The sequence below is a fragment of the Thermus arciformis genome, from assembly GCF_900102145.1.
In the GTDB taxonomy this organism is placed as follows: domain Bacteria; phylum Deinococcota; class Deinococci; order Deinococcales; family Thermaceae; genus Thermus; species Thermus arciformis.
Map to the genome: position 1 here is coordinate 1 of NZ_FNBC01000030.1, position 20,279 is coordinate 20,279.

The window sequence follows — 20,279 nt, forward strand, 5'->3', positions numbered from 1 at the left end:
GGGCCAGGAGGTGGAGGAGGGGGAGAAGGAGGGGGTAGAGGGCGTGGAGCCTGCGGTTGAAGCGGCTTGGGGAGGGGACGTGGGTGAAGAGGCCGAGGTCTTTGGCGAGGGCCAGGGCCTTGTTGTGCTTGCCGCCGAACTCTAGGGCGGCAAGGAGGGCGAGGGTGAGGATGGCGGAGGCGGGCGTTTTGGCTTGGGGGTCATCCTTGTAGCCCATGGCTTGCAGGGCGTCGTCTATAATGCAAAAGGCCGCTATGAGACGGGAAAGCATAGCGGCCACTATTTTTTCAGATCCAGGGGATAGGTAGCAACTTGGGTTAGCATAGCGTAGCCCCAGGGCCCTATAGCCCCAGATGGGCCCGGGCCGCGGCCAGGTCAAAGAGGGCGTGGCCCACGCTCTTGAAGAGGACGAAGCGCCCTTCGCTCCGCCGCCCCCGAAGGGCCTCCCGCAGGGGGACCACGGGCCGGTCCACCCCTTGCAGCTCCCCGGCCTCGAGGAGGGCGTCCTCCGTGTCGCAGTAAAGGGCGGCCTCCCGCACCAGGGCCTCGGGTACCTCCCGCATCCCCGGGCGGAAGGAGCCCACCGCGGCCAGGAACACCCCCTCGGGCACCCTCTCGGGGAGGACGGGGGTGGGGCTCGGGGTGGCGGTGACCAGGAAGGCCACGTCCTCGGGGACCGCCTCCCCCTTCCACTCCTCGGCGGGAAGGCCTAAGGAGCGGGCCTTGGCCAAGAAGGCCTCCACCCTTTCCCGCCCCCTCCCCCGCACCAGGACCCGGGTGAGGGGAAAGCCCTCGGCGAAAGCCTCGAGGTGGGCCTCCCCCTGGACCCCGGGGCCCACCACCAGCAAAGCCCCCTCCCGCCTGGTGGCGAGCTCCCGGGCGGCCAGGAGGGAGAGGGCGGCGGTGCGCCTCTTGGTGAGCTCCTCCCCGGGGAGGTGGAAGACCTGGCCGTCCCCTAGCCGCCTCACCCAGACCTCCGCCTGGACCGAAGGGGTCTTTCCCGGCTCCACCGTCACCAGCTTGCACAAGGCCAGGTCCTGGTCGGCGGCGGGCATCACCAGGAACTGGCCCCCGGGGATGGGAAGCACCTGCCGCCTCGGGGCCTCAGCCCCCCGCAAGAGTACCCCCTTGATGGCCTCGGCCAGGGCCAGGTAGGAAGGCATACCCTTAGAATGCCCCACATGCAGGCCCTTCTCAACACCGTGGTCCCCGTGGCCCTGGTGGTCCTGTCCGGCTACCTCCTGGGCAAGCGCCTGCCCATGGACCTCACCACCCTGAGCCGCCTGACCCTCTACCTCCTGGTGCCGGCCCTCATCTTTGACAGCATGTACCGGGCGGAGTACTCCCGGGAGGGGATCGTGGGCCTGGCCCTGGGCTTCGCCCTCACCTACCTCCTCCTCTTCCTCCTCGTCTGGGGAGCGGGGAGGCTCTTCGGCCTCTCTCAGGGAACCGCCAAAACCCTTCTCATCTGCGGCCTCTTTCCCAACTCCGGCAACATGGGCCTCTCCCTGGTCTACTTCGCCCTGGGGGAGGAGGGCCTGCGGCGGGCCGTGGTCTACTTCATCCTTTCCAGCGTGCTCATGTTCGGCCTGGGGCCCGCCTTCATCCGGGGAGGAGGGCTTTGGGAAGGCCTCCGCTTCACCCTCCGTCTCCCCCTCTTCTACGCCCTCCTCCTGGGGCTTCTCCTCAAGGCCCTGGGGGTGGTCCTCCCCTTCCGCCTGGACGAAGGGGTGCGCCTCATGGGCCAGGCGGCCATCCCCGTCCTCCTCCTCACCCTGGGGATGCAGATGGGAAAGACCCGCTTCGCCCTGGGGGCTTTTGAAGGGGCGGCGAGCGCCCTGAGGCTTCTCCTCAGCCCGCTTCTCGCCTACGGGGTGGGGCTCCTCCTGAGCCTTCCCCGCCTGGAGCACCAGGTCCTCGTCCTCCAGTCCGCCACCCCCATCGCCGTGAACGCCTTTCTCCTCACGAAGGAGTTCGGCCACGACGCCATACGGGTGGCGCGGAGCGTGGTGGTCTCCACCGCCTTGGCCTTCCTAACGCTGCCCTTGGTTCTCTACCTGATCGGGGTCCGGTAGCCTGGGCCTGCCCAGGTCCAGCTGGAAGAGGGGCTCGCCCTCCCAGAGGCCCACCAGGCGGTGGTACCCCTCCCCAAGGGGGAAACGGGCCTCATAGGCGCCAGGCGACTCCAGGAAGAGGGCCTTTTCCTGGAGGAGGGCCTCCTCCCGGAACCACCTGAGGTGGAGGTAGCCGGGGCGGGGCAGGCGCTCCACCCTAAGGAGGAGCCTGGCCCCCTCCCCCTCGGGAAGAAGCCGGGCCACGAGGAAGGGCCGCTCCGGGGGAGGGGGCTTCCCGGGGTCCAGGGGCAAGAAGGTGTAGCGGCAGGCGGCGAGGAGGGGGAGAAGCAGGAGGAGAAGCCTCATCTTCCCTCCCCAGCGGTGCAGAGGGCGAGGAGGGCGAGGGCGGCGGTCTCCGCCCGGAGGATGCGCCGCCCCAGGGTCACGGGGGTGAAGCCCCGCGCCTCCAAGAGGGCCACCTCCTCCTCGGCGAACCCCCCCTCGGGCCCCACGGCGAGGGCAAGGGGCTTTTCCGGGTCCAGGACCTCCCGCACCCGGGCGGTGGCCCCCACGTGGGCCACGAGGCCCTGGGGCACCTGGGGCACCGCCTCTAAGGGGACGGGGGGGAGGACCTCGGGGACCACCACCCGCCCCGACTGCTTGGCCGCCTCGAGGGCCACCGCCCTAAGCCGCCTGAGCTTCCCCTCCCCCATCTCCTTGGGCACGGAGTGGCGGGTGACGAGGGGCTGGACCCGGGTGGCCCCGAGCTCCGTGGCGGCCCGCACCACCTCGGCGAGCTTGTCCCCCTTGAGGAGGGCCACGTAGAGGACCACCTCCACCCCCACCTCCCTCTCGGGCCTCCGCTCCTCCAGGACGCGGTAGCGCACGGGGGGGCCCAGGTCCACCACCTCGGCCAGGGCCTCCCGCTCCCCGTCAAAGACGGTGAACCGGTCCCCCACCCGGGCCCTCAGGACCTCCACCAGGTGGCGGCTTTCCCGCAAGGGGAGGACCCCTGTGAGGCCGGGGCTGTAGGCGCGGTGGGGGCGCACGCTACCTCCCGTAGGCGAGGAGGACCCACTCCCCCTCGGCCGCCTCCTCCAGGGGGAGAAACCCCGCCTCCTCCATGGCCCGCCGCACCAGGGGGGCCTTCTCCTGGAGGATCCCCGTGAGGAGGGCCTTTCCCCCGGGGGCGAGGGCCTCCCGGTAGCGGGGGGCGAAGGCCTCGTGGAGCTCGGCGAAGAGGTTCGCCACCAGGAGGCCAAAGGGGCCGAAGGGGAGGGCGGCCTCGAGGCTTCCCTCCAAAAAGCGCACCTGGACCCCGTTCCTTCGCGCGTTCGCCTCCGCCTGGGGGAGGACCAAAGGGTCAATGTCCACCCCCAGGGCCTCCCCCCCGAGCTTGGCGGCGGCGATGGCGAGGACGCCGCTTCCCGTGCCCAGGTCCAGGACCCTGTCCCCGGGGCGGAGGTGGCGGGCGAGGGCCTTCAGGGCCAGGCGGGTGGTCTCGTGGTGCCCGGTGCCGAAGGCCATGCCGGGCTCAATGACCAAGGGGACCTCCGGCCCCTCCCAGGTGTGCCAGGGGGCGAGGACCACGAAGGGCGGGGCCAGGGCGGGCTTGAGGTCGCGCCGCCAGGCGGCAAGCCAGTCCTCCTCGGGCACCTCCTCCCACACCCCCCCGTAGGGGAGGTCCAGGGGCGCCGGGAAGTAGGCCCAAACCTCCCCCTCCCGCTCCCAAACCCCCCGGGCCCCCCGGTCAAAGAGCTCGGGGATAAGGGGCTCCAGCTCCCAAGGGGTGCCCTTCAGGCGGTAGACCCACACCCCGCTATTCTACCCGGTAGCGGCAGCAGCTTCCCCCGCTGGCGATGCGCTCTTCCCGCAAGAGGGGAAGGCCCAAAAGCTCCTGGTAGGCCAGAAGCTCGCTTTCGCAAAGGGCCTCGTGCTCCCGGGAGAGGGCGAGCTTAGGGCAGCGGCGCTGGCAGAGGTAAAGGCGCCCCCCCTCCTCCACCACCTCGGCCTCGTAGCCCTGGTCCCGGAGGAAGGCCGCCAGGCGGGCGAGCCTTTCCCGCAAGGGGAGTTCCTGGAGGTTTAGGGGGGCGAAGAGGGCGCGGTTCCGCTCCAACAAAACCCTCACCACCCCCTCCCGCCCCAAGGCGGCCTCCAGCCCCTTGAGCACGTCCCCACAGAGGGCGGCGTAGGGGGCCTCCTCGTCCTTTGCGCGGTAGAGGCGGTAGGGCCGGCCCCGGCCCGGGCACTTCTTCACCTCGGAGCGCACCAGGCCCCGGGCCTCGAGGTCCTGAAGGTGCTTCAGGACCGCCGCCCGGCTCACCCCCAAGGCCTCGGCCACCTCCTTGGCGGTGTGGGGCCGGGCCCGGAGGAGGTCCAACACCTTTTCCTTGGTGCCTTCCAGGACCAACGCCATGCTAGGCCATGGGCAAGGCGATGAAGGCCTGGACGCTCAAGGCGGCGGCGAGCTCCCGGGCCGCCTTCAAGAAGGCCTGGGCCTCGAGGCCTTCGGGGTCGGCCACCAGGATGGGCACGCCCCGGTCCCCGCTTTCCCGCAAGGGGAGGGTGAGGGGGACCTCCCCCAGGAAGCGGGTCTTGAGCTTCTCGGCGAGCCGCCTTCCACCCCCCTCCCCGAAGATGGGGGTGGGCTTGCCGCAGTGGGGGCAGAGGAAGTGGGACATGTTCTCCAAGACCCCGAGGACGGGCACCTGGACCTTTTTAAACATGTCCGCCGCCCGCTCGGCGTCCAGGAGGGCCACCTCCTGGGGCGTGGTGACGATGACCCCGCCGGAGACCCGGGTGAGCTGGGTGAGGGAGAGCTGCACGTCCCCGGTGCCCGGGGGCAGGTCCACCACCAGGTAGTCCAGCTCCCCCCAGTTCACCTCCTCCAGGAACTGCCGGATGGTGCCGTGGAGGATGGGGCCGCGCCAGATCATGGCCTGGCCCGGGGGGACGATGTTGGCGATGGAGAGGACCTTGAGGCCGTGGGCCTCCAAGGGGAGGATCCTGCGGTTCTGGTCCACCTTGAGGCGCTCCCCCTCGAGGCCGAACATCTTCGCCTGGCTCGGCCCGTAGAGGTCGGCGTCCAGAAGGCCCACCTTGGCCCCCTCCCGGCTCAGGGCCAGGGCCAGGTTGGCGGCCACGGTGCTCTTCCCCACCCCGCCCTTGCCCGAGCCCACGGCCACCACGTGCTTGACCCCGGGGATGGGGTACTGCTCGGGAGGGCGCACCCCGCCGCCAAAGCGCACCCGCACCTCCTCCGCCCCCAGGGGGGCGAGGGCCCGCTTGATGTCGGCCTCTATCTGCCCCTTGAGGGGGCAGGCCGGGGTGGTGAGGTTCACCAGGAGGTCCACCCGGCTCCCCTCCACCCGGACCTCGCCCACCATCCCCAAGGAGACGAGGTCCTTGCCGAGCTCGGGGTCCATCACGGTGCGCAGGGCCTCGAGGACCCGCTCTTCGGATAGCGCCATACCGGGGCCAGAGTATACCTGAGGATAGTTTTGGGCAAGGGGCGAAGGCACAGTATACTTCGCCCGTGTACCCCGAGTGGCAGAAGAAGCGCCTTTACGAGCTCCACCTGGCCTGGCTGGTCCAAGGGCCCAGGGGGTACGACCTCCTCTTCAAGGTGAACCCCTACAGCCTCTACCCCACCCGGGAAGAGGCCCTGAAGGCGGCCAAGACCCTCCTCCAGGGCGACCTGGACCAGGACCCCAGGGTGGGCCGCCACAAGGCCCCCCTGCGCCTCTCCGAGGAGGAAAGGGGCCGCTTCCTGGTGATGCTGGAAGGGGGCAAGGCCCTCCTTCCCCTGGACCGCTACGCCCTTTTGGGGGAGGTGGCGGAGGTGGAGGAACGCCTCCTCCACCGGGCCCCCTTCGGCGACCCCACGAACGTCCTCCATAGCCTCCAGGGCCTCCCGGTGCGCCTCCTCTACACCCCCCTGAACGACCCCGAGGCGGAAAGCCAGGAGGTGGCCCAGGGGGTCCTGGAGGTCCTGCCCCAGGGGGTCCGGGTGGGGGAGGTCCTCCTCCGGGTCCCCCCCGAAACCCCCATAGAGGGCCTGGCCTACGAGGAGGCCTTCTTCCACCTGGGGGAGGGGCGGTACTACCTCTACGCCCTCTCCAGCTCCACCCCCTCGTAAAGGGCGGCCAGGTCCAGGGGGAGGTCCACGCAGGGCAGGAGCAGTCGGACCTCCTGGACCACACCTTCCCCTACCTTGCGGTACACCTCCACCCTTGGCTCGGCCGCACCCACCAGGAGGTAGACCTCGAGGGAAGGCAGGGAGAGGTAGCTCCAGCGCTTCTCCCCCCGGTCCAGGCGCTCCGTGGACGGGGAAACCACCTCCGCCACCAGACAAGGGGCCTCCTCGTAAAGGGGATGGGGGGAGGGGCTTCCACAAACCACCATGAGGTCCGGGTAATAGACGGTGCGGTCTGAGATCTTGAGCTTCACGGTCTCCGTGTAGAGGCGGCACCCCCTTCTCCGGACCGCCTCCCTGAGGAGGAAAGCCAGGTTCTGCACCAGGAGATTGTGGGCCTTGCTGGCCCCGGCCATGGCGTAGGGAACGCCCTCCACAAGCTCATGGCGCACGGGGCTTTGGGCCTCCATCTCCAGGTAGGCCGCAAGGCTTAAGGGCAACGCCCGGGCCGCCTCGCCCATGGCCCCATCCTAGCGCCTACGGGTAAAGTAGAGGGTAGCATGGACCTACCCAAGGCCTACGATCCCCAGTCCGTGGAGCCCAAGTGGGCGGAGAAGTGGGCGAAGAACCCCTTCGTGGCGAACCCCAAAAGCGGCAAGCCCCCCTTCGTCATCTTCATGCCGCCCCCGAACGTCACCGGCTCCCTCCACATGGGCCATGCCCTGGACAACAGCCTCCAGGACGCCCTCATCCGCTACAAGCGCATGCGGGGGTTTGAGGCGGTGTGGCTTCCCGGCACCGACCACGCCGGCATCGCCACCCAGGTGGTGGTGGAGCGCCTTCTCCTCAAGGAGGGGAAGACCCGGCACGACCTGGGGCGGGAGAAGTTCTTAGAGAGGGTCTGGCAGTGGAAGGAGGAGTCCGGGGGGACGATCCTCAAGCAGCTCAAGCGCCTCGGGGCGAGCGCCGACTGGAGCCGGGAGGCCTTCACCATGGACGAGAAGCGCTCCCGCGCCGTGCGCTACGCCTTCAGCCGCTACTACCACGAGGGCCTCGCCTACCGGGCCCCGAGGCTCGTGAACTGGTGCCCCCGGTGCGAGACCACCCTCTCGGACCTCGAGGTGGAGACCGAGCCCACCCCCGGCAAGCTCTACACCCTGCGCTACGAGGTGGAGGGGGGAGGCTTCATAGAGATCGCCACCGTCCGCCCCGAGACGGTCTTCGCCGACCAGGCCATCGCCGTCCACCCCGAGGACGAGCGCTACCGGCACCTTATCGGCAAGAGGGCCCGGATCCCCCTCACGGAGATCTGGATCCCCATCCTCAAAGACCCCGCCGTGGAGAAGGACTTCGGCACCGGGGCCCTCAAGGTCACCCCGGCCCACGATCCCCTGGACTACGAGATCGGGGAGCGCCACGGCCTAGAGCCCGTTTCCGTCATCAACCTGGAGGGGAGGATGGAGGGGGAGAGGGTCCCCGAGGCCCTTAAGGGCCTGGACCGCTTTGAGGCCCGGAGGAAGGCGGTGGAGCTTTTCCGGGAGGCGGGGCACCTGGTGAAGGAGGAGGACTACACCGTCGCCCTCGCCACCTGCTCCCGCTGCGGCACCCCCATTGAGTACGCTATTTTCCCCCAGTGGTGGCTCAGGATGAGGCCCCTTGCGGAGGAGGTCCTAAGGGGCCTAAGGCGGGGGGACATCGCCTTCGTCCCCGAGCGCTGGAAGAAGGTGAACATGGACTGGCTGGAGGGGGTCAAGGACTGGAACATCTCCCGCCAGCTCTGGTGGGGGCACCAGATCCCCGCCTGGTACTGCGAGGACTGCCAGGCGGTGAACGTGCCCCGCCCCGAGCGGTACCTGGAAGACCCCACCTCCTGCGAGGCCTGCGGGAGCCCCCGCTTAAAACGGGACGAGGACGTCTTTGACACCTGGTTCTCCTCGGCGCTTTGGCCCCTCTCCACCCTGGGCTGGCCCGAGGAGACGGAGGACCTCAAGGCCTTCTACCCCGGGGACGTGCTGGTCACGGGGTACGACATCCTCTTCCTGTGGGTTTCCCGCATGGAGGTCTCGGGCTACCACTTCATGGGGGAGAGGCCCTTTAAGACCGTCCTCCTCCACGGCCTCGTGCTGGACGAGAAGGGCCAGAAGATGTCCAAGTCCAAGGGGAACGTCATAGACCCCTTGGAGATGGTGGAGCGCTACGGGGCGGACGCCCTCCGCTTCGCCCTCATCTACCTCGCCACGGGGGGGCAGGACATCAGGCTTGACCTCCGCTGGCTGGAGATGGCCCGCAACTTCGCCAACAAGCTTTACAACGCCGCCCGCTTTGTCCTCCTCTCCCGTGAAGGCTTCCAGGCCAAGGAGGACACCCCAACCCTGGCGGACCGCTTCATGCGAAGCCGCCTAAGCCGGGGCGTGGAGGAGATCACCGCCCTCTACGAGGCCCTGGACCTGGCCCAGGCGGCCCGGGAGGTCTACGAGCTCGTCTGGAGCGAGTTCTGCGACTGGTACCTGGAGGCGGCGAAGCCCGCCCTCAAGGCGGGGAACGCCCACACCCTGAGGACGCTTGAGGAGGTCCTCGCCGTCCTCCTCAAGCTCCTCCACCCCATGATGCCCTTCCTCACCAGCGAGCTCTACCAGGCCCTCACCGGCAAGGAGGAACTCGCCCTCGAGGCCTGGCCCGAGCCCGGGGAGAGGGACGAGGAGGCCGAGAGGGCCTTTGAGGCCCTGAGGCAGGCGGTGACGGCGGTGAGGGCCCTGAGGGCGGAGGCCGGGCTTCCCCCGGGCCAGGAGGTGCGGGTCTACCTCGAGGGGGAGACCGCCCCCGTGGAGGAGAACCTCGAGGTCTTCCGCTTCTTGAGCCGGGCCGACCTCCTTCCCGAAAGGCCGGCGAAGGCCCTGGTGAAGGCCATGCCCAAGGTGACGGCGCGCATGCCCCTGGAGGGGCTTTTGGACCTGGAGGAGTGGAAGCGCCGCCAGGAAAAGCGCCTAAAGGAGCTCCTCGCCCTCGCGGAGAAGAGCCAAAAGAAGCTTTCCGCCCCGGGCTTCAGGGAAAAGGCCCCCAAGGAGGTGGTGGAGGCCGAGGAGGCGCGGCTTAGGGAGAACCTGGCGCAGGCCGAGAGGATCCGGGAAGCCCTCAGCCAAATAGGGTGAGCCGGGGGTCCGAGGCCTCCCCGGGGGCCTCCACCACCCCCTCGGCGAGCCTCAGGTTCACGGTGAGGAAGGGAACCGCTCCAGGGGGTCTAGGTCCACGAGGGGCCTGTCCGGGGCGAGGAGGTAAAGCCCCGCCTCCTTTAGGGTCTGGAAGGGCTTGGCCTGGGAGAGGAAGTCGGAAAGCCGCACCCCTCGAGGCAGGAGGAGCTCCCCCGCCAGGAGGTAGTCCCCGAAGAGGAAGGCGAGGCGCCTCCTCTCCAGGAGGGCCGGGCTCGTCCGGGGCTCGGCGGGCCTCCCCCCGGCCACCCACTGGACCCTCTCCTTGCGCAGGGCGAGGAAGTTTACGCTCGCCTTGAGCTCCCGGGCCTCCGGGGGGTGGCGGAAGCCGGGGGCGTAGACCAGGGCCCCGGTCACGGGGAGGTAGGGCCGTTCCTGGTTTAAGAGGTCGGCGGTGCCCGCCCCGGGCACCAGGTGGATCATCCCGTAGACCCGGTGTAGATCCGGGCCTCATGGGCTTCCCGCGGGCTCTTGTACACCCGTTACCTCCCAGTAGGCCAGGAGGGCCTCGCTGAAGAGGCCCGGGTGGCGGCGCTCGTAGGCGAAGAGGAGCCTGCGGGCGATGGCGAAGCGAAGCCGCTCCTCGGGGGTCAGGAGGGCCGGGGGAGAGGCCAGGCGGGCACGGCTTTCCCGGCCCAGGGCCACCTCCACCCGAACCCCCCTCACGGGGCGCGGGGGGAGGCCGAGCCACAAGGAAGCCTCCTCCGGAGGAAGGAGGCGGAAGCCCGCCTTCCTGGCGTAGTCCAACCCCTCGGCGTTGTCCTCGGGGACGTAGACCCCCTCCCCCATCCTGGCCCGGGCCAGGGCCTCGGGCAGGGGCACGGGGAAGGCGAAGGGGGCCACCCCGCCTTCAACCTCCTGGGGCTCCCGGAGGGCCACGGCCTGGACCTCGTAGGTGAGGTGGCCGTTCCAGGCGTTCTCCGTGAGGAGGCCCGCCACCTCCACCTCCTGGGGCAGGGCCGCCTGGCCCATGCGCCAGGCCACCACCCGCACCCCGCCCAGGCGGAAGGCCAGGTGCCGCCCCTCTCCCAGGGCGCGGGCCTCCTCCGGGGCGCCAAAAAGAAGGAAAAGGGGCTCGGGGTTCCCGGCCCCATAGGGCTCCAGGGGCAAAAGCTCGCGGTGGACCTGGGGGAGGAGGGAGGGGGGCGGGAGGAGCCCCAGAAGCTCCACCTCCCGCACCGGGTCGGGGAGGCTTGCCGCATGGGCCAAAAGGCGCCTCTTAAGCTCGGGGAAGCGGTCCTCCTCCAGGGCAAAGCCCGCCGCCTCCTTGTGCCCCCCGTAGCGGAGGAGGAGGTCCTCGGCGCTCCTTAAGGCCTCCACGGCGCTGATGGGGGCGAGGCTTCGCACCGTCCCCTTGCCCTGGGCCACCAGGAAGACGGGCCGGAGGGTGGCCTCGAGGATCCGGCTCGCCACGATGCCCATCACCCCCGGGTGCCCCTCGGGGTCCAGGAGGACGATGGCCTTCTCCGCCGGGTCCGCCTGGGGAAGGAGGCGCCTTAGCATCTCCTCCTCTATGGCCTGGCGGCGGGCGTTGAGGCGGGAAAGCTCCCCCACCAGGGCCTCGGCCTCGGTTTCGCTGTCGGTGAGGAGGAGCCTTAGGGCCTTCTCGGCCTCGCCGAGGCGGCTCGCCGCGTTGAGGCGGGGGGCGATGCGGAAGGCCACCTCCACCGCCTTCCCCGTGTACCCCACCGCCTGGGCCAGAAGCCTGAGCCCCACCCAGGAGGAGGTGGGGATGCGGGCCAGGCCCTCCTTCACCAGGGCCCGGTTCCAGCCCCAAAGGGGGGCCACGTCGGCGATGGTGCCCACCGCGGCGAGGTCGGCGTACTCCAGGGGCGCAGGAAGCCCCAGGCGCTCGTGGAGGGCCCAGAGGAGGAGGAAGGCCACCCCCGCCCCCGTGGGCTTCTCCCCAAGCCCCGGGGTGTAGGCGGGGTGGAGGATGAGGCCAGGAGGAGGGGTCTCCTTGGGGGTGTGGTGATCCGTGACCAGGACCTCCACCCCGTTTTCCACGAGCTCCCGAAGCTCCGCGTGGTTGGTGATGCCGCAGTCCACGGTGAGGAAGACCTCGGCCGCCTCCAGGTGCTCGGGAACCCGGTCCATGAGCACCCCGTAGCCCTCCTCCAGGCGGTGGGGGATGAAGGGGTGGACATCCGCTCCCAAGGCCCTAAGCCCCCGCACCAGGATGGCCGTGCCCGTAAGGCCGTCCGCGTCGTAGTCCCCGTGGACGCGGATGCGCTTGCCCCCCTTAAGGGCGGCGAGGAGGAGGTCCACGGCCTCCGGAAGCCCCTTTAGGGGGAGGAGGCGGAGGGGCGGGTCCAGGTCCTCGGGCCTTCGCGCCCCCCGGTGCCAAAGGGCCAAGGCGGCCTCCGGCCCCACCCCGAAGGCCGCCATCACCCCCCGCCACCCGGAAAGGGGGGGCAGGGAGAGGAAGCGCCAGCGCACCCGCTCCATGGTCAGGAGGGTTCCTCGGGCTCGCGGTCGGGGATCCTGGGGATCTCCTCGAGGCGCGCCTGCCTCAAGGCCTTCACCTCCCCCTGAAGCCGCCGCACCTCCCTAAGGAGCCTCCGCCGCTCCCCCATCCCCCCGAGCCAAAGAGCCAAGGCCCAAAGCCCCCCCACCAGGAGGCCCAAAAGGTACGCCCCGGGAAGGAGGTAGTAAAGGGGAAGGAGGCCCCAAGGGGAAGGCAGGGCCAGGAAGGGGTAGGCGTAGTAGAGGTAGACCCCCAAGGCCCCCGCCCCCAGGCTCACCAGGAGGAGGATCCACTGGACGAGCCTCATACCGCCTCCAAAAGCTCGGAAAGCCGGATGCGCCCCTCGTAGAGGGCCTTGCCCAAAAGGGCTCCCTCCACCCCGAGGCGCTTCAAGGCCAAAACGTCCTCCGCCGAGGCGATGCCTCCCCCCGCGATGAGCTCGTGGGGCCAGGCCTCCCGCACCCGGGCCACCGCCTCCAGGTCAAGGCCCCTAAGGGTCCCGTCCCGGCGCACGTCGGTGTAGATGAGGGTGCGCACCCCCATCTCCCCCCAAGCCCGAAGGAGGTCCAGGGCGGAGAGGGGGGCCCTCTCCTGCCAGCCCGAGACCACCACCTCCAACCCCCGGGCATCCAAGGCCACGGCCAGGCGGTCCGGGCCCACCTCTTCCAGCATCCGCGCCAAAAGCCCCGGGTCCTTCACGGCCACCGTGCCCACCACCGCCCGGCGCGCCCCGAGCTCTAGGGCCTCCTTCAGGTCCTCCAGGCTCCGGATCCCCCCCGCGAGCTGGAAGGGGATGGAGAGGGCGGCCGCCACCCGGCGCACCGCCTCCCGGTTCTCCCCCGTGCCCAGGGCCCGGTCCAGGTCCACCAGGTGGAGGAGCCGCGCCCCCTCCTTCTGCCAGCGCAAGGCGGCCTCCACGGGGTCCCCGTAGGGGGTCTCCCGGGAGGGGTCCCCCTCGTAGAGGCGCACCGCCCGGCCCGACCTCAGGTCCACCGCGGGGATGAGCCACATGGCCCTATCCTACAAGCTCCCTCAAGGCGGCCTCCAGATCGGGGGCCCGCATCAGGCTCGTGCCGATGAGAACGGCGTCAAAAAGCCCCTCCAGGGGCTTCAGCTCCTCCTTGCGGGAATACCCCGACTCCGCCACCAAGACCCCGCCGAAGCCCCGCTCCCGGGCCAGGCGGCCTAAGCGGGGGGCGGTGGCGAGGTCTATTTGTAGGGTGGCGAGGTCGCGGTTGTTGACGCCGAGGACCTCCGCGCCGGCCTCGAGGGCCACCTCCAGCTCCCTTTCCGTGTGCACCTCCACCAGGGCCTCGAGGCCAAGCCGCCTCGCCTCCTCCAGGTAGGCCCCCGTGAGCTCCCCCAAGAGGGCCACGATGAGGAGGGCGGCGCTCGCCCCGAAGGCCCGGGCCTCCTCCAGCATGAAGGGGTCCACCACGAAGTCCTTCCGCAGGAGGGGAAGGCCCACCCTCTCCCGCACCCGCTTGAGGTCCAAGAGGCTTCCCCCGAAGCGGTGGGGCTCGGTGAGGACGCTCACCGCCCTCGCCCCGCCCCTTTCGTAGGCCAAGGCGGCCTCCACCGGGTCCACCTCCCGGATGACCCCCGCGGAGGGGCTCTGCCTCTTGACCTCGGCGATGACGGAAAGCCCCGGCAGGAGGAGGGCTTCCTTGAAGGAGGGGACTGGGGGAGGCTCGGGAAGGGGGTAGGGGGCCACCTCCTGGGCCCGCTTCCGGGCGATCTCCCCCAGGACCCCGGGCACGTGGGAAAGCTCCGGCCGCATGGGAGCATTTTATGCTGGGGATGTGCGCGGCGTGGCCTTGGCCTTAGGCGGAGGCGGCGTCCGGGGGTACGCCCACCTCGGGGTGCTCGCCGTCTTGGAGGAGGCGGGCGTCCCCATCCGGGGCCTTGCGGGGAGCTCCGCCGGGGCCTTGGCGGCGGCCGCCTGGGCCTTCGGGCACAAGGACCCCTGGAAGGTGCACGAGGCCATCTTTGACCAGGAGGTGGCGGAGCTTTCCCGGGCGGGAAGCCTCCGGACCCTGGCCCGCCTCTTCACCGCCCTCAGGCGCCCCCACCTGGCGGAGGCGGAAAAGGTGGGCCAAGGGCTAAAGCGCCTCTTCGGGGAGGCCCGCCTGGAGGAAAGCCCCCTTCCCCTGGCCATCCAGGCCGCCGACCTCCTCACGGGGGAAAAGGTGGTGCTCCGGCGAGGCCCGGTGTGGCAGGCGGTGCTGGCCAGCATGGCCATCCCCGGCCTTTTCCCCCCGGTCCCTTGGGAAGGGCGGCTTCTGGTGGACGGGGACGTGGTGGAGAAGGTGCCGGTGCGGGCGGCCAAGGCCCTCTTCCCCAAGGTGGTGGCCGTGGACGTCTCCAACCCCCCGCCCAAGGAACCCCCCAGGACGGCCCTCGAGGCCGCCCTCCTGGCGGGCGAGGCGAGCCGGAGGCGGCTCAAAGCCCTGGCCCTCAAGGAGGCGGACGTGGTCCTCGCCCTGGACCCCCCCTTCCCCATAGACACCTTTGACCACGAAAAACTCCCCCTGGTCTACGAGCTCGGCCAGAAGCGGGCCCGGGAGCGGCTCAAGGAGGTCCAGGCCTTGGCCCGGGTGCGCCTTAGGGACCTCTTCCCCCGGCGATAAGCCTCTCCGCCCGGCGCACCAGGTTTAGGCCCAGGGCGAGGCCCAAGGGAAGGAGCCAAAGCCCCTGGGGCCTCAGGAGAAGGCCCATCACCCCCAGGAAGAAGAAGAGGGCCGCCCCGAGCCCCACGGCCACCAGGGGGGCCAAGGGGCCCTCCTCCTTCAAGGCTTCTCGCCCTTGGCGGTAGAGCCAAAGCCCCCCCAGGAAGGCCAGGAGGTACAAGGCGGGGTGGAAGGCCCGGGGGAGGAAAAGGGAAAGGAGAAGGAGGACCCCCCCCTGCCCCAGGAAGAGGGCGAGCCCGTAAAGCCAAAGCCCCCGGCGCCTCGAGGCCCGGTCCGCCCCCGGGTCCAAAAGGGCCCTGAAGACCTCCAACCGCCCCCCTAGTGGTGGAGGACCCGCTCCAGGAAGGCCCGGGTGCGCTCCTCCTTGGGGGCGGTGAAGATCTCCCCCGGCCTCCCCTCCTCCACGATCTGCCCCCCGTCCATGAACACCACCCGGTCCGCCACCTCCCGGGCAAACCCCATCTCGTGGGTCACCACCAGCATGGTCATCCCCCCGCGCGCCAGGCCCCGCATCACGTCCAACACCTCCCCCACCATCTCCGGGTCCAAGGCGCTCGTGGGCTCGTCAAAAAGCATCACCTTGGGCTCCATGGCGAGCGCCCGGGCAATGGCCACCCGCTGCTGTTGGCCCCCGGAAAGCTGCCCCGGGTACTTCCCCGCCTGGTCCAGAATCCCCACCCGCTCCAAAAGCTCCAAAGCCTTCCTCTCCGCCTTCTCCTTCGGCCAGCGCCGCACCCGCATGGGGGCCAGGGTGATGTTCTCCAAGACGGTCATGTGGGGGAAGAGGTTGAACTGCTGGAAGACCATCCCCACCTCCCGCCGGACCTCCCGGAGGGCCCGGTCGTCCTTGACGTTCAGGCCGTCCACCCACACCTCCCCCTCCTGGAAGTCCTCCAGGCGGTTGATGGTGCGGATGAGGGTGCTCTTCCCCGAGCCCGAGGGGCCGATGATGACGAGCTTCTCTCCCGGGGCCACCTCCAGGTGGATCCCCTTGAGCACGTGCAAGGGACCGAACCACTTGTGCAGGTTGTGGATTCGGATGATGGGCTCCACCGCCTTCATTTTCGCACCCGCTGGAGGAGGTAGACCAGGAGGAAGAGGCCCAGGCCTATGGCGTCCGTGAGGAGGCCCGGGACCACCAAGGCCAAGGCCGCTCCCAGGAGAAGGGCCCTTTCCCAAAGGCGGGTGGGCTTGTGCAGGAAGCCCACCAGGGCGGCGGCGAAGGCGGTCATCCCCAAAAGGGCGGTTAGGAAAACCCAAAGGCCCTCAAGCCAGGAGTCCACCCCCAGGAGGAGGAGCTTGGGGTTAAAGAAGAACATGTAGGCGAGGAGGGCGGTCCTGAGCTCGTAGACGAAGCCCTGGACCGCCGTCTTCCAGAAGTCCGACTTGGCGATGGCGCTCGCGGCGTAGGCGGCGAGGGCCACAGGAGGGGTGGAGTCCGCCATGATGCCGAAGTAGAAGACGAACATGTGGGCGGCCACCGGGGGCACCGGGTAGCCCGCCTTCTCGGAAAGCTGCAGGACCACGGGCACCACCAGGGAGGCCATGACGATGTAGTTGGCGGTGGTGGGGAGGCCCATGCCGAGGAGGAGGCTCGTGAGCTGGGCGAGGAGGAGGACCAGGAGGAGGTTCCCCCCCGAGAGGCGTTCCACGATGTCCGTGAGGCCGAAGCCGATGCCGGTCATGGTGACGATGCCCACGATGACCCCGGCGGTGGCCGTGGCCAAGGCGATGCCCACCATGCCCCGGGCGCCCGCCTCGAGGCCCTCCAGGATGAGCCTTCCTCCCCTCAAAAGCCCAAAACCCACCCCCGCCCCGCCCCTATGGGCCCGCCAGGCCTCCTGGAGGAGGATGAGGGCCAGCATGAAGAAGACGGTGTTCAAGGCGGCCCGCTCCGGGGTGAGCCTCAGGCCCACCAGGGCGTAGAGGAGGTAGGCCAGGGGCAGGAGGTAGTGGGCCCCCGAGCGGAGGATGGGGCCAAGGGGGGGGAGCTCCGAGCGGGGCACCCCCTTGAGGCCCAAGGCCAGGGCCTCGAGGTGGACGGTGAGGAAGAGGGTGGCGTAGGCCAGGAGGGCGGGGAGGAGGGCGATGAGGATGAGCTGGTTGTAGGGGATGCCCAGGAACTCCGCCATGATGAAGGCCGCGGCCCCCATCACCGGCGGCATGAGCTGCCCGTTGGAAGAGCTCGCCACCTCCACGGCCCCCGCCTTCTCCGGGGGGTAGCCCACCCGCTTCATGAGGGGGATGGTGAAGGTGCCCGTGGTGACCACGTTGGACACCGAGCTCCCCGAGACCACCCCCGTGAGGGCGCTGGCCACCACCGCCGCCTTGGCGGGCCCCCCCCGGAAGTGGCCGAGGAGGGCGTAGGCCACCTGGATGAAGAAGTGCCCCGCCCCCGCCTTCTCCAAAAGGGCCCCGAAGAGGACGAAGAGGAAGACGAAGGTGGCCGAGACCCCCAGGGGCACGCCCCAGATCCCCTCGGCGGTGGTGTAGAGCTGGCCCATGAGCTGGCCCCACTGGCTCCCGGCGTGGAGCTGGAGCCAGGGGGGAAGGGTGAAGGGAAGAAGCCCCTTGGGCCCGGTGAGGGCGTAGAGGACGAAAAGGGAGGCGATGACGGGCAGGGCGGGCCCCACCACCCGCCAGCTGGCCACGAAGAGGACGAGGAGGGTGAGGGTCCCCATGACCACGTCCCGCCCGCTCGGGATGCCGCCCCGGAGCTGGGTGATGCCGTAGTAGTCCAAGACCACGTAAAGCGCCCCCGCCACCCCCAAAAGGGCCAAGACCCAGTCCGAAAGGGGCACCCGGTCCTTGGGGCCCCTCTTCCCCGGGTAGGCCAAGAAGGCCAGGGCCAGGGCGAAGGCCAGGTGGACCGCCCGCAGGCGCAAGGGGTCCAGGGTGCCGACCTCCGTGGCCCAGAGCTGGAAGAGGCTCCAGGCCACCCCCAGGGCCACGAGCAGGTAGCGGGCCAGGCCCCTGGGCTTCCGCCCCCCGAGCTCACTTTCCTCCACCAAAAGCGAAGCGTCCTGCGCCATCCTTCCTCCAGGCAAAGGGGGCCCCAGGCGGGGCCCCCAGGGCGTTCCTTCTCAGCCTACTTCAGGACCCCCAGCTCCTTGTAGAAGCGCTCCGCCCCCGGGTGCAAGGGGATGGGCAACCCCTTCACCGCCTTCCGTATATCAAAGAAGCGCTCCAGGTTGGGGTGGATCTTCTTGAAGGCCTCCTGGTTGCCGAAAACCGCCTTCATGAACTTGTACACCGTCTCCTCGGAGAGCTTTTCCGAGGCGATGAGCATGGCCTGGACCGCCACGGTGGGGGTGGTCACGTTCACGCCCCTGTAGGTCCCGCCGGGGATGTTGAAGCCCACGTAAAAGGGGTACTTCTTGGCGATGGTCTGGATGCGGTTCAGGTCCACCGCCACCAGGGCGATGGGGGTGGTGAGGGCGAGCTGCTGGATGGCGGAAGCCCCCAGGCCCACGGTGTAGAAGAGGGCGTCCGCCCGCTTGTCCTGCATGAGCTGGATGCCCTGGGTGGCGCTCACCCGGATGGCTTGGCCGAGGTCGTCAAAGGTGAGGCCGTAGGCCTCGAGGATCTGCCGGGCGTTCTGCTCGGTGCCGGAGCCCACGTCGCCCACCACCACCCGCTTGCCCTTGAGGTCGGCCACGGTGCGGATCCCGGCGTCGGCCCGGGCCACGATGTGGACCACCTCGGGGTAGAGGGCGGCGAGGGCCCGGATCCCCTTCACCGGCTTGCCCTCAAAGGCGGGGATGCAGCAGCCTTGGTAGGCGTAGTAGGCGATGTCGTTCTGGGCCAGGGCCATCTCAAACTCTCCGGCGGCGATGGCGTTGATGTTGGCCACGCTTCCCCCGGTGGAGCGGGCGTTGGCCCGGAGGCCCACATTGGCGTCGTTCACCAGCTTGGCCATGCCCGTGGCCACGGGGAAGTACACGCCAGTGGTGGAACCGGAGCCGATGGTGAGGAACTCCTGGGCCACTCCCAGGCCGAGGAAGGCTAAAGCCGCCAAAAGCACTTTTTTCCGCATAAAACCACCTCCTTTAGGCCTCGGCCAGTATACCCCGGAGGTCTACCCGCGACAAGCCCTCCCACAGGCCAGGATGGGCCTCATCGCCCCGCCACCTTGAGGCGGGCCTCGAGGCGGTCGGTGAAAAGGGTGAGCGCCGTGGTGAGGAGGAGGTAGATGGCCGCCACGGCCAAATAGACCTCCACGGGCCGGAAGGTGGCGGAGATGATGCGCTGGCCCGAAAGGGCGAGCTCCGTGAGGGTGATGACGCTGGCCAGGGAGGAGTCCTTGAGGAGGGCCACCACGTTGTTGACCAAGGGGGGCACCACGATCCGCAAGGCCTGGGGCAGGACGACGAAGCGCATGGTGTCCAAAGGGGAAAGCCCCAAGGACCAGGCCGCCTCCCACTGCCCCTTGGGGATGGCCTGGATCCCGGCCCGCACCACCTCGGCGTTGTAGGCCCCCACGTTGAAGGCGAGGGCCAAGAAGGCCGCCCAGTAGGGGGTGAGGGCCTGCTGGGCCTCGGGCCAGATGGGCCTTAGGAGAAGGGGAAGGGCGGTGTAGGTGAAGAGGATCTGGACGAGAAGGGGCGTCCCCCGGGTAACCCAGATGTAAAAGGCGGCGGGAAGCCGCACCCAAGGCCGAAGGGAGAGGCGGGCGATCCCCGCCAAAACGCCAAGGACAAGCCCCGCCCCCCCAGAGAGCAGGGTGAGCTTGAGGGTGACCTCCGCCCCCTGGGCCATGGCCTGCCCCGCGGAGGCCGCCCGCTCGGGGCCAAAGCCCATGAGGAGGAAGTACCGCTCCAGGGCCAGACCTAGAAGGGCGAAAAAGGCCACGTAGCCCAGGGCGAGAAGGGCGAGAAAGAGGAGAACGCGCGAAAGGAAGCGCATCTTCCGAGGGTAGGCCCTGGGGCCTTCCCGCCCCAGGGCCTAGGAAAGGGCTAGCGGCAGCGCACGTCCTCGCCGAACCACTTCTTGGAGATCTGAGCGTAGGTGCCGTCCTTCATGAGGTCGGCCAGGGCCCGGTTGAGGGCGTCCCGCACGCCCTTGTTCCCCTTGGCCACGGCCATGGCCACCTTTTCCTGGAAAATCAGCTCCCCAAGCTGAAGGGTGTTCTCCAGCTTCCGCTCCTTGATGGCCTCCTTGGCCACGAAGCGGTCGGTGATCCAGGCGTCTATGCGGCCCGCGAGGAGGTCCTGGAGGGCGTCGGGGTCCTTCTGGTAGGTGCGCACCTCCTTGACCCCGGGAATCTTTTGGGCAGCTTCCATGTAGGTGGTGCCGATCTGCACCCCCACCACCTTGCCCTGGAGGTCCTTGGCCGTCTTAGGCCCCCCCTTCTTGCTCACGAGGATCCCGCCCGTGCAGTAGTGGGGGTTGGTGAAGTCCACGGCCTTGGCCCGCTCCTCGGTGATGCCGTGGGAGGCGATGACGAAGTCAAAGCGCCCCTGGTTGAGCTGGATGAGGAGGCTGTCAAAGGACTGGGCGATCCAGACGGGCTTGAGGCCGAGTTTTTGGGCGATGGCGTTGCCGAGGTCCACCTCAAAGCCCGTGAGCTGGTTCTTCTCGTCAAAGTAGTTGAAGGGGGGGAAGGCCCCTTCCGTGCCGATGCGGATCTGCCCAGAGCGGCGGATCTCGTCAAAGCTCCGCACCTGGGCCAAGGCCAAGCCGAGGGCCAACACTCCGAGCCAAAGGGCAAACCGTTTCACGCTCACC

21 protein-coding genes and 2 pseudogenes are annotated in these 20,279 nt (G+C 69.5%); 4 read left to right on the forward strand and 19 right to left on the reverse strand.

Annotation, left to right across the window (positions count from 1 at the left end):
- A pseudogene (locus BLP62_RS09925) lies at positions 1-271 on the reverse strand (IS982 family transposase); the annotation flags it as partial.
- A gap of 70 nt (positions 272-341) precedes the next feature.
- Positions 342-1,163: a Rossmann-fold NAD(P)-binding domain-containing protein gene (locus tag BLP62_RS09930; protein WP_093008205.1), complete on the reverse strand. Its 822-nt coding sequence runs from the start codon at positions 1,161-1,163 to the stop codon at positions 342-344.
- Between the two features lie 9 nt (positions 1,164-1,172).
- Here BLP62_RS09930 and BLP62_RS09935 point away from each other — a divergent pair, with 9 nt between their 5' ends.
- Positions 1,173-2,075 carry an AEC family transporter gene (locus BLP62_RS09935; protein WP_093008206.1) on the forward strand — a complete coding sequence of 301 codons (903 nt, stop codon included), beginning with the start codon at positions 1,173-1,175 and terminating at the stop codon, positions 2,073-2,075.
- On the opposite strand, the gene BLP62_RS09940 is transcribed toward BLP62_RS09935, so the two are convergent.
- Genes BLP62_RS09940 through BLP62_RS09960 form a run of 5 tightly spaced genes read right to left on the reverse strand, consistent with a single transcriptional unit; the run spans position 2,034 to position 5,524 of the window.
- Complete coding sequence (locus tag BLP62_RS09940; RefSeq protein ID WP_093008207.1) at positions 2,034-2,420, reverse strand: hypothetical protein; 387 nt, start codon at positions 2,418-2,420, stop codon at positions 2,034-2,036. The two genes, BLP62_RS09935 and BLP62_RS09940, sit on opposite strands and share 42 nt — an antisense overlap.
- Positions 2,417-3,103, reverse strand: coding sequence for a 16S rRNA (uracil(1498)-N(3))-methyltransferase (locus BLP62_RS09945; protein WP_093008208.1), 687 nt, complete (start codon positions 3,101-3,103; stop codon positions 2,417-2,419). The genes BLP62_RS09940 and BLP62_RS09945 overlap by 4 nt, the downstream gene beginning before the upstream one ends.
- A gap of 1 nt (position 3,104) precedes the next feature.
- The gene (locus BLP62_RS09950) at positions 3,105-3,869 is read right to left on the reverse strand and encodes a 50S ribosomal protein L11 methyltransferase (protein ID WP_093008209.1); all 765 of its coding nucleotides are present in this window, start codon (positions 3,867-3,869) and stop codon (positions 3,105-3,107) included.
- Positions 3,870-3,873: 4 nt separating this feature from the next.
- Positions 3,874-4,470: a helix-turn-helix transcriptional regulator gene (locus BLP62_RS09955; RefSeq protein WP_093008210.1), complete on the reverse strand. Its 597-nt coding sequence runs from the start codon at positions 4,468-4,470 to the stop codon at positions 3,874-3,876.
- A gap of 1 nt (position 4,471) precedes the next feature.
- Complete coding sequence (locus BLP62_RS09960) at positions 4,472-5,524, reverse strand: Mrp/NBP35 family ATP-binding protein (protein WP_093008211.1); 1,053 nt, start codon at positions 5,522-5,524, stop codon at positions 4,472-4,474.
- Positions 5,525-5,589: 65 nt separating this feature from the next.
- Between BLP62_RS09960 and BLP62_RS09965 the strand changes: the two genes are divergently transcribed.
- Positions 5,590-6,192, forward strand: coding sequence for a hypothetical protein (locus BLP62_RS09965; RefSeq protein ID WP_093008212.1), 603 nt, complete (start codon positions 5,590-5,592; stop codon positions 6,190-6,192).
- Here the strand turns inward: BLP62_RS09965 and BLP62_RS09970 are convergent.
- Positions 6,162-6,710 carry a Uma2 family endonuclease gene (locus tag BLP62_RS09970; protein ID WP_093008213.1) on the reverse strand — a complete coding sequence of 183 codons (549 nt, stop codon included), beginning with the start codon at positions 6,708-6,710 and terminating at the stop codon, positions 6,162-6,164. The two genes, BLP62_RS09965 and BLP62_RS09970, sit on opposite strands and share 31 nt — an antisense overlap.
- Positions 6,711-6,749: 39 nt before the next feature.
- Between BLP62_RS09970 and BLP62_RS09975 the strand changes: the two genes are divergently transcribed.
- The gene (locus tag BLP62_RS09975) at positions 6,750-9,338 is read left to right on the forward strand and encodes a valine--tRNA ligase (RefSeq protein WP_093008214.1); all 2,589 of its coding nucleotides are present in this window, start codon (positions 6,750-6,752) and stop codon (positions 9,336-9,338) included.
- On the opposite strand, the pseudogene BLP62_RS09980 reads toward BLP62_RS09975, so the two are convergent.
- The 5 genes and pseudogenes from BLP62_RS09980 to trpC form a co-directional block, all read right to left on the reverse strand.
- Positions 9,322-9,874 (reverse strand): annotated as a pseudogene (locus BLP62_RS09980) (DUF6812 domain-containing protein). The gene BLP62_RS09975 and the pseudogene BLP62_RS09980 overlap by 17 nt on opposite strands.
- A complete protein-coding gene (gene recJ / locus BLP62_RS09985; protein WP_093008215.1) occupies positions 9,846-11,843 on the reverse strand; it encodes a single-stranded-DNA-specific exonuclease RecJ in 1,998 nt (665 codons plus the stop codon). The pseudogene BLP62_RS09980 and the gene recJ overlap by 29 nt, the downstream one beginning before the upstream one ends.
- A 2-nt stretch (positions 11,844-11,845) precedes the next feature.
- Complete coding sequence (locus tag BLP62_RS09990; protein ID WP_093008216.1) at positions 11,846-12,169, reverse strand: hypothetical protein; 324 nt, start codon at positions 12,167-12,169, stop codon at positions 11,846-11,848.
- Positions 12,166-12,873, reverse strand: a complete 708-nt coding sequence (hisA, locus tag BLP62_RS09995; protein ID WP_093008217.1) for a 1-(5-phosphoribosyl)-5-[(5-phosphoribosylamino)methylideneamino]imidazole-4-carboxamide isomerase — start codon at positions 12,871-12,873, stop codon at positions 12,166-12,168. Before hisA ends, BLP62_RS09990 begins: the two co-directional genes overlap by 4 nt.
- Positions 12,874-12,877: 4 nt before the next feature.
- Positions 12,878-13,642 carry an indole-3-glycerol phosphate synthase TrpC gene (gene trpC / locus BLP62_RS10000; RefSeq protein WP_093008218.1) on the reverse strand — a complete coding sequence of 255 codons (765 nt, stop codon included), beginning with the start codon at positions 13,640-13,642 and terminating at the stop codon, positions 12,878-12,880.
- 22 nt (positions 13,643-13,664) lie between these two features.
- Here trpC and BLP62_RS10005 point away from each other — a divergent pair, with 22 nt between their 5' ends.
- A complete protein-coding gene (locus tag BLP62_RS10005; RefSeq protein ID WP_093008219.1) occupies positions 13,665-14,492 on the forward strand; it encodes a patatin-like phospholipase family protein in 828 nt (275 codons plus the stop codon).
- On the opposite strand, the gene BLP62_RS10010 is transcribed toward BLP62_RS10005, so the two are convergent.
- From BLP62_RS10010 to BLP62_RS10035, 6 genes are all read right to left on the reverse strand, one after another.
- Positions 14,467-14,862 (reverse strand): hypothetical protein, encoded by a 396-nt coding sequence (locus BLP62_RS10010; protein WP_093008220.1) that lies wholly within the window; start codon positions 14,860-14,862, stop codon positions 14,467-14,469. The genes BLP62_RS10005 and BLP62_RS10010 overlap by 26 nt on opposite strands.
- An 8-nt stretch (positions 14,863-14,870) precedes the next feature.
- The gene (locus tag BLP62_RS10015) at positions 14,871-15,614 is read right to left on the reverse strand and encodes an amino acid ABC transporter ATP-binding protein (protein ID WP_277621352.1); all 744 of its coding nucleotides are present in this window, start codon (positions 15,612-15,614) and stop codon (positions 14,871-14,873) included.
- Positions 15,611-17,584 carry a TRAP transporter permease gene (locus BLP62_RS10020; protein WP_093008222.1) on the reverse strand — a complete coding sequence of 658 codons (1,974 nt, stop codon included), beginning with the start codon at positions 17,582-17,584 and terminating at the stop codon, positions 15,611-15,613. Before BLP62_RS10020 ends, BLP62_RS10015 begins: the two co-directional genes overlap by 4 nt.
- A gap of 56 nt (positions 17,585-17,640) precedes the next feature.
- The gene (locus tag BLP62_RS10025; RefSeq protein WP_093008223.1) at positions 17,641-18,588 is read right to left on the reverse strand and encodes a TAXI family TRAP transporter solute-binding subunit; all 948 of its coding nucleotides are present in this window, start codon (positions 18,586-18,588) and stop codon (positions 17,641-17,643) included.
- An 80-nt stretch (positions 18,589-18,668) separates the two neighbouring features.
- On the reverse strand, positions 18,669-19,457 hold the full coding sequence (locus BLP62_RS10030; protein WP_093008224.1) for an amino acid ABC transporter permease: 789 nt from the start codon (positions 19,455-19,457) through the stop codon (positions 18,669-18,671).
- Positions 19,458-19,507: 50 nt separating this feature from the next.
- Entirely contained in the window at positions 19,508-20,272 is a 765-nt protein-coding gene (locus tag BLP62_RS10035) for an ABC transporter substrate-binding protein (RefSeq protein ID WP_093008225.1), read from the reverse strand.
- Positions 20,273-20,279 lie beyond the last annotated feature (7 nt).

Coding starts and splice junctions, on each gene's coding strand:
- BLP62_RS09930 (WP_093008205.1), bottom strand. CDS start 1,163: ATGCCTTCCTACCTGGCCCTGGCCGAGGCCATCAAGGGGGTACTCTTG.
- BLP62_RS09935 (WP_093008206.1), top strand. CDS start 1,173: ATGCCCCACATGCAGGCCCTTCTCAACACCGTGGTCCCCGTGGCCCTG.
- BLP62_RS09940 (WP_093008207.1), bottom strand. CDS start 2,420: ATGAGGCTTCTCCTCCTGCTTCTCCCCCTCCTCGCCGCCTGCCGCTAC.
- BLP62_RS09955 (WP_093008210.1), bottom strand. CDS start 4,470: ATGGCGTTGGTCCTGGAAGGCACCAAGGAAAAGGTGTTGGACCTCCTC.
- BLP62_RS09960 (WP_093008211.1), bottom strand. CDS start 5,524: ATGGCGCTATCCGAAGAGCGGGTCCTCGAGGCCCTGCGCACCGTGATG.
- BLP62_RS09970 (WP_093008213.1), bottom strand. CDS start 6,710: ATGGGCGAGGCGGCCCGGGCGTTGCCCTTAAGCCTTGCGGCCTACCTG.
- BLP62_RS09975 (WP_093008214.1), top strand. CDS start 6,750: ATGGACCTACCCAAGGCCTACGATCCCCAGTCCGTGGAGCCCAAGTGG.
- recJ (WP_093008215.1), bottom strand. CDS start 11,843: ATGGAGCGGGTGCGCTGGCGCTTCCTCTCCCTGCCCCCCCTTTCCGGG.
- BLP62_RS09990 (WP_093008216.1), bottom strand. CDS start 12,169: ATGAGGCTCGTCCAGTGGATCCTCCTCCTGGTGAGCCTGGGGGCGGGG.
- hisA (WP_093008217.1), bottom strand. CDS start 12,873: ATGTGGCTCATCCCCGCGGTGGACCTGAGGTCGGGCCGGGCGGTGCGC.
- trpC (WP_093008218.1), bottom strand. CDS start 13,642: ATGCGGCCGGAGCTTTCCCACGTGCCCGGGGTCCTGGGGGAGATCGCC.
- BLP62_RS10015 (WP_277621352.1), bottom strand. CDS start 15,614: ATGAAGGCGGTGGAGCCCATCATCCGAATCCACAACCTGCACAAGTGG.
- BLP62_RS10020 (WP_093008222.1), bottom strand. CDS start 17,584: ATGGCGCAGGACGCTTCGCTTTTGGTGGAGGAAAGTGAGCTCGGGGGG.
- BLP62_RS10025 (WP_093008223.1), bottom strand. CDS start 18,588: ATGCGGAAAAAAGTGCTTTTGGCGGCTTTAGCCTTCCTCGGCCTGGGA.
- BLP62_RS10030 (WP_093008224.1), bottom strand. CDS start 19,457: ATGCGCTTCCTTTCGCGCGTTCTCCTCTTTCTCGCCCTTCTCGCCCTG.